We start from the raw sequence: 14,276 nt of genomic DNA, 5'->3' as shown, positions 1-14,276 counted from the left end.
GTTGTCAGCCCACGGGCGAGCCTGTCTACTGCCCGTCAGACATAATGAGGAGTGACCATGAAACGGCTCTTGGCTGCCGCCATAGCGGCAATCGGATTGATGACGACAGCACCGGCCAACGCGCAGAGCGATCCGAACGTCTTGCTCGTCGGTCAGATCGCCGAGCCGAAATCCCTTGATCCGCAAGCCGTCACGGCGGTCAACGATTTCCGGATTCTGGTCAACATCTATGATGGGCTCGTTCGCTTCAAGAAGGGAACGCTCGAAGTCGAACCGGCGCTCGCGACAGACTGGACCATCTCCGCGGATGGAACGACCTACACGTTCAACCTGCGCGAAGGCGTCACCTTTCAGGACGGTACGCCGTTCAACGCGGAGGCCGTGAAGTTCACCTTCGACCGGATGCTGAAGGACGATCACCCCTTTCACGACACCGGCCCGTTCCCCCTCGCCTTCTTCTTCTCCTCGGTCGACACCGTTACCGCGATCGACGACACCACGGTGGAATTCAAGCTGAAGGAGCCCTTCGCGCCGTTCCTCTCCAATCTCGCCTATCCGACCGGCCTCATCGTTTCGCCGGCAGCCGTCCAACAGTATGGCGCTGATTTCGGACGGCATCCGGTCGGCACGGGCGCGTTCAAGTTCGAGGAATGGCAGGCGAACCAGCGGGTCGTCGTCAGCAAATTCCCTGACTTCTGGGAAGGCGCGCCGGACCTTGAAGTCGTGGTCTTCCGCCCGGTCGGAGACGCCAATACTCGGGTTGCCGAAATGCTTTCCGGCGGTCTCGATCTGATGGTCGAGGTTCCGCCCGACAGCCTGCGGACCTTCGAGGACGATCCGAACTTCAAGGTTTATGAAGAAGCCGGCCCGCACCTCTGGTTCCTGATCCTCAATACAAAGGAAGGGCCGTTCGCCGACAAGAAGGTCCGACAGGCGGTGAACTACGCCATCGACAAGGAAGCGATCGTCGAGAACGTGCTTCAGGGCACGGCGGAAGTTGCCGCAGGACCAATTCCACCAGCCTTCGCATGGGCGAACGACGGCTCGGTCGAGCCCTATCCGCACGATCCGGAAAAAGCCAAGCAGCTGATCGCAGAAGCCGGTGCTGACGGCGCCGAGCTGACCTTCTATGTCGCGGAAGGCGGCTCCGGCATGCTCGATCCCGTCGCGATGGCGACGGCGATCCAGGCTGATCTCGCCGAGGTTGGCCTCAAGGCCAATATCGAGACCTACGAGTGGAACACCTTCCTCTCCAACGTGAACCCGGGCCTCGAAGGCAAGGCCGACATGGCTGAAATGGCCTGGATGACGAACGATCCGGACACCCTGCCCTTCCTCGCCCTGCGCTCCGACGCACTGCCCTCCGAAGGCGGCTTCAACTCCGGCTATTACTCCAATCCGAAGGTCGACAAGCTGCTGGACGCGGCTCGCCGCACGACCGATCAGGACGAGCGCGCCGAGTATTACAATCAGGTCCAGCAGATCGTGCACGACGATGCGCCCTGGGCCTTCGTCGCGAACTGGAAGCAGAATGCCGTCACCCGTGCGGACGTTCAGAACTTCTCACTGGAGCCGAGCTTCCTGCTGATCCTCAAGGATGTCAGCAAGGGGTGATCTGGCGCTCATTCGCTTGGAAAGAGGCTGCGCGCCGAGAGCCTGCGGGCCGAGGCGCGGTCTCGAAATTCCTGACCTCGGGAGCGAGCCGAGGTCAGGAAGCGCTTTTGAAACAACACGTATGACGTCAAGCGCATCGGGTATCGGTCAAGCCGCCTGCTTCTGGCCCTCGTCCACCATCTTCGCCAACTGGCTGGCAATCGTGGCGGTGCCGTTGAGCCGCTTCTGCGGCGTCGGCCAGTCACGGATCAGCACGATGGACTGATCCGCCCTTATCTTGGCGCTTGCACCCTGCTCCGAAATATAGCGGATGAGCGCGGCCGGATTAGCGAAGTTCTTCTCGCGGAACTGGACGACGAGACCCTTCGGCCCGGCATCAAGCTTCTCGATATTCGCCTTGCGGCACATCGCCTTGATGACCATCACCTTGAGGAGATGCTCCACCTCGTCGGGCATCGGCCCAAACCGGTCGATGAGTTCGGCACCGAAGGCGTCGATCTCGCGGATCTCCGTCAGTTCGGCAAGACGGCGATAGAGCGTCATGCGCAGCTGAAGATCGGGCACATAGCGTTCCGGAATCATAACCGCGGTGCCGATCGCGATCTGCGGCGACCAGTGCCCAGCCGTCTCCGGTTCGGCTCCCTTCATTTCCGCGACGGCTTCCTCCAGCATCTGCTGGTAAAGCTCGTAGCCGACCTCCTTCACATGGCCGGACTGCTCGTCGCCGAGAAGATTGCCCGCCCCGCGCTGGTCGAGATCGTGGGTCGCAAGCTGGAACCCTGCACCGAGGGTATCGAGTGACTGAAGAACCTTGAGGCGCCGATCCGCGCCCTTTGTCGGCGTCTTGTTCGCCGGGATCGTCATCAGGGCATAGGCGCGCTGTTTCGAGCGTCCTACGCGTCCACGGATCTGATACAGCTGAGAAAGGCCGAACATATCGGCGCGATGAACGATCATCGTGTTCGCCGTCGGCACGTCGAGACCGGACTCGACGATCGTCGTCGACAGCAGAACGTCGTATTGCCCCTCGTAGAAGGCATTCATGATGTCGTCGAGCTCGCTCGCGGGCATCTGACCATGGGCGACGGCGACCTTCAGCTCGGGCACCTGATCGTCGAGGAATGCCTTCACCCCGGCGATGTCGGACACGCGCGGGCAGACATAGAAGCTCTGGCCACCGCGATAGCGCTCGCGCAGCAGGGTCTCGCGCACCACCAGAGCATCGAACGGCGCGACGAAAGTTCGCACCGCCATGCGATCCACCGGCGGCGTGGTAATCAGCGAAAGCTCGCGCACACCGGTGAGCGCCAGCTGCAAGGTGCGCGGGATGGGCGTCGCCGACAGGGTCAGCACGTGAACATCCGACTTCAGCTCCTTCAGCCGCTCCTTGTGCTTGACGCCGAAATGCTGCTCCTCGTCGATGATGAGGAGGCCGAGGCTTTTGAAGTCGACGCCTTTGCCGAGCAGCGCGTGGGTGCCGACGACGATATCGACCGTGCCCTCCTTGATGCCTTTCTTCGTCGCAGCCAGCTCCTTGCCGGTCACGAGGCGGGAGGCCTGGGCGACGTTCAGCGGCAGGCCGCGAAAGCGCTCCGAGAAGGTCTTGAAGTGTTGGCGCGCGAGCAATGTCGTCGGGACGACGACCGCCACCTGCAAGCCGCTCATGGCCGCGACAAAGGCCGCGCGAAGCGCGACCTCGGTCTTGCCGAAGCCGACATCGCCGCAGATCAGGCGGTCCATTGGGCGGCCCGCGCCAAGATCGTCCACGACCGCATCGATCGCGCTCGCCTGATCGTCTGTCTCTTCGTAGGGAAAACGTGCGGCGAATTCGTCGAAAAGACCCTCGGGCGGGATCAGCTTCGGTGCGCCTCGCATCGCCCGCTCGGCAGCGACCCGTATAAGCCCGTCCGCCATATCAAGAAGGCGCTTCTTGAGCTTGGCCTTGCGCGCCTGCCAGGCTCCTCCGCCCAGCCTGTCGAGCGTGGTTTCCGTGCCCTCTCCGCCATAGCGTGAGAGAAGCTCGATGTTTTCGACGGGCAGAAACAGTCGATCATCGCCTGCATAATGCAGTTCCAGACAATCATGAGGCGCCCCGGCCGCCTCGATCTGCTTCAGGCCGACGAAGCGCCCGATCCCGTGGTCGACGTGGACGACGATATCGCCTTCGTCGAGCCCCGAGACTTCCGAGATGAAGTCCGAGCCCCGCCGCTTGCGCTTGGAGCGCCGCACCAACCGATCGCCGAGAATATCCTGCTCGCCGACCACGACCATGTCCGGCGTCTTGAAACCGGCCTCGATGCCGAGAATCACCGTCACGACGAAATTCTTCGGTGCTTCGCGCACCTGTTTCAGGTTCTGAACCGGCTTGATCTGGCCAAGGCCATGCTCTTCCAGAACCTGTGTCAGGCGATCGCGGGAGCCCTCCGTCCAGGCCGCGAGAACGACGCGTTTGCCGTTCGCGCGCTCGTGGGAGATGTGGTCGACCGCAGCCTGGAAGACATTGGCGTTCTCCGACTGCCGTTCGGCTGAAAAATTGCGCCCGCGCGAGACATCGAGATTGTAGACCTCGCGGGCCCCGGTCTCCGCTGCGCCATAGGCCGAAAAGCGGATCGGGTCGGTGATCGCGAGAGCGCCGTTCAGTTCATCCTCTGTCAGATAGAGCTCACCGGGTTCGACGGGATTGTAGACGATGCCCTCGGCACTCTTAGCCGCGTTCTCTCCGCTGGTTCGCTTGCGTGCCTCGTAATGATCCTCGATCACCGTGCGGCGCTCGGCAACGCTTTCCAGCGTCAGGTGGTCGAGAACGATCGGGAAGCCGTCACAGTAGTCGAAAAGGGTGTTCACGCGCTCGTAGAAGAACGGCAGCCAATGCTCCATTCCCGCGAAACGCTTGCCTTCGGAGATCGAGGCATAGAGCGCGTCGCTCGGCTGGGCCGCGCCGAAGCGCTTGACGTAGTTGGAGCGGAACCGGCTGATCGTCTCCTTGGTCAGAGACACTTCCGAAACCGGCGCGAGCTCGAAGCTCTTCCGCTGCTCGGTCGTTCGCTGGGTCGCCGGATCGAAGGCCCGGATCGTCTCAAGCGTATCGCCGAAGAAGTCGAGCCGCACCGGCTCTTCCGAGCCCGGCGCGAAAAGATCGAGAATGCCGCCGCGCACCGCGAACTCGCCGCGTTCGCGAACGGTGGCCACCCGCTCGAAACCGCCCCGCGAAAGCGCTTCGACGATGTCGTCCATCCGTGCCGTGCCGCCGGCTTCGGCCTTGATCGCCTCGCGCGCCAGAACATCAGCGGGCGGCATCTTCTGGAGAAGCGCGTTTGCCGTCGTCAGGATCACCGCGCGATGCGGGTTCTGGCGGAGCGCGTTGAGCGAAGCCATCGCCGAAAGCCGCCGCGCCGCAGCTTCACCGGAGGGGCCGACACGGTCGTACGGTAGGCAATCCCAGGCTGGCAGGGTCAGCACCGGAAGCTCTGGCTGCACGAACCGCAGCGCTTCTTCCACCTCGCCCATGCGCGTTCCGTCTCGCATCACGAAGACGACCGGCTTCTTGCCACCCCGGTCGCGCGCGATATCAGCGAGGAGAAATGCCTCGGTTCCGTCGAGCACATTGCCGACTTCAAGCCCGCCACCCTTTTTCAGGGCGCGCTTCAATGGTTCGGGAAGGTTCATCGGCTGGCGTCTTTATAGCGGATCTTAAGGGAAGCTTTTATGCGTGCCGCTTCAATGGCCCTTCGCGCCGCGCGGTTCAAGGGCGGAGGCCATGCGGTGCATCAACGCTTCCGAAAGGGCCGCCCCTTATTCGTCATCTTCCACAGGAACGCGACCGCGTCTTAGAGCTTATGGGCGATGATATCCAAGGAAGCTCCCGGCTTGATGGCGGCGAATACCAAACCTGACAGCGCGAGCTATGCGCCCTTTTCGGCCGGCGTCAGGTCTTCCACATCGAAGCTTGTATAGAATTCCTTGATCCGCCGAAAAACCGCCGTGTCGTAATTGTCCGGCACTGGCCGTTCGCCGGAGACCCACTTGAAAATGTCAGGGTCCGGCGCAAGCATCAGCGCCTCGTAGCTGTCCATATCGTCGTCGGAGAGCGTGGCGATCTCCGCATCGGCGAAGCGGCCGAACACGAGGTCCATTTCCCGCGTGCCTCTGTGCCAAGATCGAAACAGTGCCCTCTTCCGGCGCGTATCGAGGTCCTCGGACGAGCGTTTGGAACCGGTCTTCATAAAGGGTTGCCTTCGTCTTCGTATCGCTGGCTATCCAGATAGAGAGGATCGAAGACCAGCACAAATCTGCATACCGCCGCGGTCCAAGATTTTCCGGACCTCTACATCCGAGCAGTGCTCCCGCGTCTCGCTGCGGATGCGGTGAGATGTTTTCCGAACAGACGACCATCTCCGGCTTTGCGATGGACAAAAATGCGGACCAGCCCAACTATGGAACTCACGTGAACGTTACACGCTTCGGCAAGCACAAGGCGAGCCGTGATGGTATCGCGGCCTCATTCGGAGTAACTGCTTCCCGTTCCGTCGGGAAGCGATCGATGCGATGCCAGTCGGTGGTTTCGAACGCGTCTTTACGTGCGCTGCCAAAATCGAGATAAGCTTGCCTATCTTAACAGATGTGAATGATTGCAGATGACTATCGCAGCCCATCGAGAGAACGGCGACACCGCACCGCTTGTCGCAGGCGCGCGCGACCATTCCACCAGAGCCGAGCCCCGTCCGCTTGATATCCTCATCGTCGAAGACGAGGTTCTTATCGCCATGGATGTCGAACAGTCGGTTGAGGACGCCGGACACCGCGTCGTGGGTATCGAGACGACCGCGGGGTCTGCGGTCAAAGCTGTCGAGGCACGCCGTCCCGACGTTGTTCTGATGGACCTGAAGCTCGCAGACGGTTCGTACGGCAGCGATGCGGCCCGAGAAATTCTCCAGCGCTTCGGTGTTCGGTCGATCTTCATCAGCGGCAATCTCGACAAGGCAACCCGCGAACGCCTTGTCGACCTCGAACCGATCGCCATGCTTTCCAAGCCGTTTCGCGCGGAGGAGCTTCATGAAGCACTTCGCTCGGTCATGAGGACGCAGAACTGACATGGCGTCGGGCCGGCAGCTACCCGGGACCAGATAGTCGCATATGGAAATGCAGGGAGAGCCTGGTCTGCCCGAGGAGAAACCGCAACCGGAAGGTCAACCACCCCGGCATGTCTGGGATCTGTCGCTTGCCCGCTCGATCCTCCTCGCAAGCGTCCTGGGCATTGTCATCGTGGTAGGCCTTGGGGCCGAGATCTGGCGCAGCCAGTGGGATCAGGCGATCGACCGGGCAAACGCCGAGGCGAGAAGGACAGCGTTTTTTCTGTCGGAGCATGCCGATCAGCTTTTCACCGTCACCGATCTCGCCTTGCACGAGGCCGTCGAGATCGCCGACCAGGGCAACTGGGATGCTGTCGGCAACTCACGTTCAGCCTATGAGAAGCTCGTCGGCCTTCGAAACGAGATCGCCTATATCGACGATTTGTGGCTTAACGACGCCAATGGCGCACTGCGGCTGACCAGCTTCAAATATCCGACGCCGCAAAGTACAGCTGCCGATCGGGACGCGTTCGAGGCGCAGATCGAAAGCGATGCCGGTCTTTATGTCGGAGAACTCATCACCGGCCGCGTCACCTCGAAAGGCACATTCCTGGTTTCGCTCCGGATTACGAACGCGGCGGGCGAATTTGCCGGCACGGCGATCGCTACGGTTGATCTTGGCTATTTCAACGAGTATTGGCAACAACTGACGCTTTCCGAGGGGATGCGGCTGTCAATTTTCCGCGCCGAGAACCGGGATATTCTGACCTCCTGGCCCGAGATGGCGCCGAGCGCGGCCAAGCTGCAATCCTTCTCCGAAGACATGCGCGAATTCGACAGAGCCGGCGAACTGCAGTTCGCCGAAGCCGACGATCTGCGGTTCGGTGCTTATCAACGGGTCGGCGACCTGCCGGTCTACGTGCGGGTCACGCAGTCCGTTGACGCGCTGTCCAGAGAGTTCTGGGAGCGGTTTCGCCCGCTTGTCCTGTTTGCCGGTCTCGGCCTTCTGGCTCTTCTCGCGCTGATGGCTGTCGCATGGCGTATGGCGCTGTCTGCCGAGGGAACCCGACGGCAGCTCGACGATGAAGTGCGCAAACGCACATCGGAGTTGCGCGCCGAAACACGGCTTCTCGACACTCTCAACCAATCCGGCCTGTCGCTCAGCGCCAAGCTCGATCAGGCTGGCATCGTGCAGATGGTCATCGATACGGCCACCGCGCTGTCGGGCGCTCGCTATGGCGCGTTCTTCTATCTGAAGAGCCAGCCGGGCGGCGAACGTCTGCGCCTTCATGTTCTCTCGGGAGCGAAGAAAGACGACTTCGCCCGCTTCGCCGATCCCCGGGAGACGGCCGTTTTCGCTCCGACATTCGCTGACCATCGCGTCATTCGCTCGGACGACATCACTAAAGATCCGCGCTATGGGCGCGGTGTCGACGACGGCGACCGAGATCCGGCTGGCGGGGCGCGGAGCGCCGATTATCCCGGCGGCATGCCGCCCGGCCACCTGCCGGTGCGCAGCTATCTGAGCGTCCCCGTCGTCAATTGGGAAGGTAAGGCGCATGGCGCGGTGCTTCTCGGTCACCCCGAGATCGGTCGCTTCAGCCAGCGACATGAGGATCTGATCCGCGGCCTTACCGCCCAGGGCGCCATCGCCCTCGACAATGCCGCACTCTTTGAGGAAGCCCAGAACGAGATCGCCGCGCGCCAAGCAGCGGAAAGCGAACAACGCGTCCTGATCGACGAGCTCAATCACCGCGTGAAGAATATGCTCGCGACAATCAAGGCGGTGCTGAAACTCTCCTCACGCTCGGCCTCGGATGTCTCGTCCTTTACGGAGACGTTCGTCAATCGCCTGTCCTCACTCGCCGCCACACATACGATCCTGACGGAGGGAATGCGGCAGTCAGCCGATCTGCGCCAACTCATCGAGAACGAGGTCGCCCCCTTTGTCATCGATCCTCACGACGAGAAGACCGGCGCTCGCGTCATTCTCGATGGTCCTTCGGTCAGTCTTCCGGCAAATATCGCCGTCCCTCTTGGCATGGCACTCCATGAGCTTGTGACGAATGCCGTGAAATACGGCGGGCTCAGCGTGCCGGAAGGACGTCTATCGATCGCCTGGTGGATCGACGAGACGCCGCAGGGCCGGAGGCTCGAATTTCGCTGGCGCGAGAGGCACGGTCCGCCCGTCCGGCCGCCTGAGCGGCATGGATTTGGCTCACAACTCCTGCAGCGCGTTCTGGTCGGTCAGATCGGCGCCGATTGCGAGTTCGACTACGCACCGGAGGGTTTATCGGTTACCGTCCAGCTTGAGTTGCCGGATGCCCCATCGGGCGTGACCCCAGCACAGTAGCGCACCCCTTCTCTGCGTACGCATGCGCTCATCGGACCCGAAATATCGGCAGAATCAAGCGAGGAGCGACGCCAAGAGACCTTCGGGTCCTGCCGTCGCCAGCGGACCGTAGGGCTTCGTTGAAGAAGTGGCGACTTTATATTGGCCGGTTCCATCGCCCGGTTCTGCAATGTCTGCGGCAGCGGCGACGTTTCTCAACAAGAAACGCCGCTGCAATGCCGCTTATCCGAACACCCGGGTGAGCGCGCTATCAACCGCATGGGTGATGCCATCGATATCGCTTTGTGTTGCGATCAGCGCGGGAGCGAACAAGAGCGTGTTGTTCATGCCGTCGGCGAGCGAACGATTCTGCGCGCCTATGATGACGCCGTTCGCCATGCAATCGGCCACAACGGCCTTGACCTTCGCCTCAGGAGCCGGCTCGAGGGTTTTCCGGTCCGTCACAAGCTCGGCACCGGCGAAAAGCCCCTGCCCCCGCACATCGCCGATGACGGCATGTTTCTCCATCAACACCTGAAGGTTAGCGATCAAACGTTCGCCCATGCGCGCACTGTTGTCGAGAAGGTTCTCGTCTTCGAGAATCCGCAAGTTTTCGAGCGCGGCGGCCGGACCCGACGTGCATCCGCCAAAGGTGGAGATATCGCGGAAGAAGCCGAGCGGATCGTCCGCGTCATCCTTGAAATAATCGAAGACGGCTTCGGTCGTCACCGTGCAGGAGATCGCAGCGTAGCCGGACGCGACCCCCTTCGCGAGCGTCACGAAATCCGGCTGAATTCCATAGTGCTGGTAACCGAACCACGTGCCCGTGCGCCCCATGCCGCAGACGACTTCGTCGATATGAAGCAGGATCTCGTATTTGCGGCAGATGTCCTGAACCCTGTCCCAATAACCGGCCGGCGGCGTGATGATACCGCCGCCAGCGGTGATCGGTTCGAGGCACAGACAGCCTACGGTGTCGGGGCCCTCCCTCAGGATCACCTCCTCGATCGCATCGGCGGCGCGCTCACCGTAATTGTCGACCGATCCCCATTGGCTGCGATATTCAAGGCAATGCGGGACCTCAACAAAGCCCGGCAAGAACGGACCATACTGGGCATTGCGCTGGGCCTGTCCACCGGCGGAAAGAGCGCCGAAGGTCGTGCCGTGATAGTCGCGCTCGCGGAACAGGATCTTCGATTTCTTGCCACCGTGCTGGCGCTGGGAGATCTGGCGAACCATCTTCCACGCCTTCTCGTTCGCCTCGGAGCCGGAGTTCGAATAATAGACCCGGCTCATGCCCGGCATCTTTTCGATCAGGCGCTCGGCAAAGATCGCACCCGGCACGGTGCCGCTGGCGCCTGCGAAATAGTTCAGCTTCAGCACCTGCTCGCGGATCACATCCGCCATGGATTCGCGGCCATAGCCTATATTGACCGTCCAGACCCCGCCGGACACAGCATCGAGATGTTCCTTGCCGATCGCGTCCCAGACCCGCATGCCTTTGCCTTCGATCATCACACGCGGGTCGGTCGTCTCATAGGGCTTATGTTGCACAAGATGATGCCAGACATGTCGGCGATCGGCTTCGATCACGCCGGACAGGTCGTTCAAATTGGTTTGCTTGTTCACGCCGTATTCCTCTGTCGCCGACATCTTCGTCGAATCCGACGCTATCACCACTTTGCCTTGACGGCACACCCCCCTTTAAATCACCAACGTAAAAGCGCGAAGAGCCACGCGTGAAAGCGCTCGCTGGCGATCTTCCGAAGATACGGATAAGGGAAAGATCCACCCGCATTCCGGAGCGCAAGATGGCATTCGACAGCATCATGAGCTTCGCGCTCATTTCCGCACTTCTGGTGATTTCGCCCGGACCAAACGGCGTCCTCATCGCCAAGACCGTGCCGGCATCGGGGCCGATGGCTGGTTTCGCCAATGTCGCCGGCTTCGTTTCAGCCTTCTATCTGCACGGCACTCTCTCGATCCTCGGCATCTCTGCGCTTCTCATGCGCTCTGCCGAACTCTTCATGGTCGTGAAGCTGATCGGCGCCGCCTATCTCGTCTGGATCGGCATCAAGGCGCTATGCGATGCAATCCGAATGCGGCCGGTCACTCGACCGCTACAGCCGGCTGACCGGAAAGGCTCTCTGCTCAACGCCTATGGCGAAGGTTTCCTGACGAATGCGCTGAACCCGAAAGTCTCGATGTTCTATCTCGCTGCCTTCCCGCAATTCGTGCCGCACTCATCCGAAGCGGTGCCGATCGCTTTTGGCCTTGTGACGCTCCATGCCGCGATCAATTGCCTTTGGTTCTCGGCGATGATCGTTCTGTTCTCACGGATGGTGGCAGCTGCGCGAAGCGACCGGGTCCAGCGGCTCATCAAGGCCGTCACGGGAGCCGTGTTCATCGGCTTCGGGATCAAGCTCGCCATGACGCGGGCCTGACCGATCTTTCGGGCTGCCGTCGAAAGCCGCCTCAGCGCAGCGCCAGACCCTTCCCGTCGAAACGATGGATCTTGTCCTGCTGCGGCGTCATGTAGACCGTGTCCCCCGCATGCACAGGGAATTCTCCTCCCGCGCGGACGGTGAGCGGCTCCTCGTGCTCCCTGGTTTCAACGTGAAGGAACGTGTCCGAACCAAGATGTTCCGACACCTTCACTTCGCCGCGCCAAAGACCATCGGACTGAGAGAGATCGATATGCTCGGGACGCACGCCGATCGTATCGGCATCGTGCTTCTTTGCGTCCGCACCGCCCATCAGATTCATCTTCGGCGAACCGATAAAGCTTGCGACGAAGGTGTTGCGCGGCCTTGTGTAGAGTTCGAGCGGCGATCCGACCTGCTCGATATTGCCGGCCCGCAAGACGACGATCTTGTCCGCCATCGTCATGGCCTCGACCTGATCATGGGTCACGTAGATCATCGTCGTCTTCAAGCGTTGATGAAGCTCGGAGATTTCGAGACGCATGCCGACGCGAAGCGCCGCGTCGAGATTCGAAAGCGGCTCGTCGAACAGGAAGGCCGCAGGCTCGCGCACGATCGCGCGGCCGATCGCAACACGCTGGCGCTGACCACCCGAGAGCTGACCCGGACGACGATCGATATAGTCGGCGAGATTCAGGATCTTCGCCGCGTTATCGACCTTCTTGTCGATCTCCTGCTTGTCCATACCCGCCATCTTGAGCGGGAAGGCGATGTTCTTCCTCACGCTCATATGCGGATAGAGCGCGTAAGACTGGAACACCATGGCGAGCCGCCGTTGGGCCGGCGGCAGATTGGTCGCGTCCTTGCCATCGATCTCGATGGTGCCGGAGGTCGTATCTTCCAAACCCGCGATGAGCCGCAGGAGCGTCGATTTTCCGCAGCCCGACGGGCCGACGAAGACGACGAACTCTCCATCCTCGATATCGAGGTCGAGATCCGGGATCACCTTCACGCCGCCGAACGCCTTGGTGACGCTTTTCAGTTGGATTTTACCCATTGGTCTGATCCTTTACTTAACGGCGCCGAAGGTGAGGCCGCGAACAAGCTGCTTCTGGCTGAACCAACCGACCACGAGGATCGGCGCGATGGCGAGCATCGAGGCAGCCGAAAGGGTGGCGTAGAAATTGCCCTGAGGCGATGAATAGGAGGCGATGAATGCGGTGAGCGGCGCGGCGTTGGTGGTCGTGAGGTTCAGCGTCCAGAACGCCTCGTTCCAGGCGAGAATGACGTTGAGCAGCACGGTCGAGGCAATGCCGGGAACCGCCATCGGCGTCAGCACCTGGGTGATTTCCTGCCTGAGGGACGCGCCGTCCATCCGCGCGGCCTCCAGAATGTCGACCGGGATTTCCTTGAAATAGGTATAGAGCATCCAGACCATGATCGGCAGATTGATCAGGAAGAGCACCACGATCAGGCCGAAGCGCGAGTCGAGAAGGCCGAGATTGATGAAGAGCAGATAGATCGGGATGTAGACACCAACCGCCGGGAGCATCTTGGTCGAGAGCATCCAGAGGAGGATGTCCTTGGTGCGCGGCGTCGGCGAAAAGGCCATCGCCCAGGCGGCTGGAATGGCGAACAACAGTCCGAGAAGCGTCGATCCGAGTGCCAGATAGATCGAATTCGCCATGTAGTGGAAATAATTCGCCTGATGCTGGATGGTCGCGTAATTTTCCGTCGTCCAGTCGAAAAAGAGAAACTGCGGCGGCGTCGAAATGGCCGCGAGTTCCGTCTTGAACGAGGTCAGGAACGTCCAGAGGATCGGAAAGAAGATCAGAAGGCCGACCGCCCAAGCCAGGACGGTCATGCCGATCTTGCGTTGCTTTGAAACTTGGCGCGCCATGGCGGTGTCCCTCCCTTAAGCGTCGAGGTTCTTGCCGATCGCCTTGATCAGGAAGATCGCGACGATGTTGGCGATGATGACGGCGACGATACCCCCGGCCGAAGCGGCACCGATATCGCCGAACGAAATGGCCTGCTGATAGACGAGGTAGGTGATGTTGGTGGACTGCGATCCCGGACCGCCATTCGTCGTCACCAGGATTTCGGCGAAGATCGAAAGCAGGAAGATCGTCTGGATGAGGACCACGACGGTAATCGCGCGGCTCATATGCGGCAGGGTGATGTACCAGAAGATCGAGAACGCGCCCGCGCCATCCATCTCGGCCGCTTCTTTCTGATCGGCGGACAGCGACTGTAGCGAGGTGAGAAGGATGAGCGTAGCGAAGGGCAGCCACTGCCAGGCGACGATGATGATGATCGACAAAAGCGGAACATCCGTCATCCAGTCGATCGGGGCCAGACCGATGGCCGACATCCCTTGGCCGATGACGCCGTAGACCGGGTTCATCATCATGTTCTTCCAGACCAGCGCGGCGACCGTCGGCATGACAAAGAACGGGGCGATGACGAGAAGGCGCACGATGTTGACGCCATAAATATCCTGATCGAGCAAAAGCCCCAGCAGGATGCCGCCGCCCACCGTGATGACCAGAACACCCACAACAAGAACAAGCGTATTGATCAGCGCTGCGGCGAAGGTCGGATCGGTGAGAAAGTAGATGTAGTTGCCGAAACCGACAAAGGGCGTCGAAAGCGGGTTGTAGAGGCTGTACCCGAGCGTCGAGTAGTACAGCGTCATCGCCAACGGAACGATCATCCAGAGAAGCAGCGCGATGACGGAAGGCGCCATCATAGCCCGTGCCAGCTTGCTCGTATTTCGCGTCGCCATGCTAGTCCCCCCCGCGTTTCGGCGCCGGTTTCGGCGTCGCTGGGTCGATG

General features: G+C 61.1%; 10 protein-coding genes. 4 read left to right on the top strand and 6 right to left on the bottom strand.

Annotation, left to right across the window (positions count from 1 at the left end):
* Positions 1–57 precede the first annotated feature (57 nt).
* Positions 58–1,614: an ABC transporter substrate-binding protein gene (locus ABDX79_RS02930; protein ID WP_346218746.1), complete on the top strand. Its 1,557-nt coding sequence runs from the start codon at positions 58–60 to the stop codon at positions 1,612–1,614.
* A gap of 147 nt (positions 1,615–1,761) precedes the next feature.
* Here the strand turns inward: ABDX79_RS02930 and mfd are convergent, their stop codons facing one another.
* Together mfd and ABDX79_RS02920 are read right to left on the bottom strand one after the other, a co-directional pair.
* Positions 1,762–5,280, bottom strand: a complete 3,519-nt coding sequence (mfd, locus tag ABDX79_RS02925; protein WP_346218745.1) for a transcription-repair coupling factor — start codon at positions 5,278–5,280, stop codon at positions 1,762–1,764.
* Between the two features lie 236 nt (positions 5,281–5,516).
* Positions 5,517–5,837, bottom strand: a complete 321-nt coding sequence (locus tag ABDX79_RS02920) for an FAD assembly factor SdhE (RefSeq protein ID WP_346218744.1) — start codon at positions 5,835–5,837, stop codon at positions 5,517–5,519.
* A 411-nt stretch (positions 5,838–6,248) separates the two neighbouring features.
* On the opposite strand from ABDX79_RS02920, the gene ABDX79_RS02915 reads away from it, so the two are divergent.
* Both ABDX79_RS02915 and ABDX79_RS02910 read left to right on the top strand, forming a co-directional pair.
* The gene (locus ABDX79_RS02915) at positions 6,249–6,704 is read left to right on the top strand and encodes a response regulator (RefSeq protein WP_346218892.1); all 456 of its coding nucleotides are present in this window, start codon (positions 6,249–6,251) and stop codon (positions 6,702–6,704) included.
* A gap of 43 nt (positions 6,705–6,747) precedes the next feature.
* Entirely contained in the window at positions 6,748–9,036 is a 2,289-nt protein-coding gene (locus ABDX79_RS02910; protein WP_346218743.1) for an HWE histidine kinase domain-containing protein, read from the top strand.
* Between the two features lie 222 nt (positions 9,037–9,258).
* On the opposite strand, the gene ABDX79_RS02905 is transcribed toward ABDX79_RS02910, so the two are convergent.
* The gene (locus ABDX79_RS02905) at positions 9,259–10,668 is read right to left on the bottom strand and encodes an aminotransferase family protein (RefSeq protein ID WP_346218742.1); all 1,410 of its coding nucleotides are present in this window, start codon (positions 10,666–10,668) and stop codon (positions 9,259–9,261) included.
* A gap of 158 nt (positions 10,669–10,826) precedes the next feature.
* On the opposite strand from ABDX79_RS02905, the gene ABDX79_RS02900 reads away from it, so the two are divergent.
* The gene (locus ABDX79_RS02900) at positions 10,827–11,459 is read left to right on the top strand and encodes a LysE family translocator (RefSeq protein ID WP_346218741.1); all 633 of its coding nucleotides are present in this window, start codon (positions 10,827–10,829) and stop codon (positions 11,457–11,459) included.
* 31 nt (positions 11,460–11,490) lie between these two features.
* Here ABDX79_RS02900 and ABDX79_RS02895 read toward each other — a convergent pair whose 3' ends face one another.
* From ABDX79_RS02895 to ABDX79_RS02885, 3 genes are read right to left on the bottom strand one after another with little or no spacing between them, the layout of a single operon-like run.
* Complete coding sequence (locus ABDX79_RS02895) at positions 11,491–12,495, bottom strand: ABC transporter ATP-binding protein (protein WP_346218740.1); 1,005 nt, start codon at positions 12,493–12,495, stop codon at positions 11,491–11,493.
* A gap of 12 nt (positions 12,496–12,507) precedes the next feature.
* Entirely contained in the window at positions 12,508–13,338 is an 831-nt protein-coding gene (locus tag ABDX79_RS02890) for a carbohydrate ABC transporter permease (protein ID WP_346218739.1), read from the bottom strand.
* A 15-nt stretch (positions 13,339–13,353) separates the two neighbouring features.
* On the bottom strand, positions 13,354–14,226 hold the full coding sequence (locus ABDX79_RS02885; protein WP_346218738.1) for a carbohydrate ABC transporter permease: 873 nt from the start codon (positions 14,224–14,226) through the stop codon (positions 13,354–13,356).
* Positions 14,227–14,276: the final 50 nt, after the last annotated feature.

It is taken from the genome of Fulvimarina fulva, assembly GCF_039652615.1.
Classification (GTDB): Bacteria; Pseudomonadota; Alphaproteobacteria; order Rhizobiales; family Rhizobiaceae; genus Fulvimarina.
The sequence above is the reverse complement of the archived record's forward strand: the minus strand, read 5'-3'. Positions and strand labels throughout refer to the sequence as shown.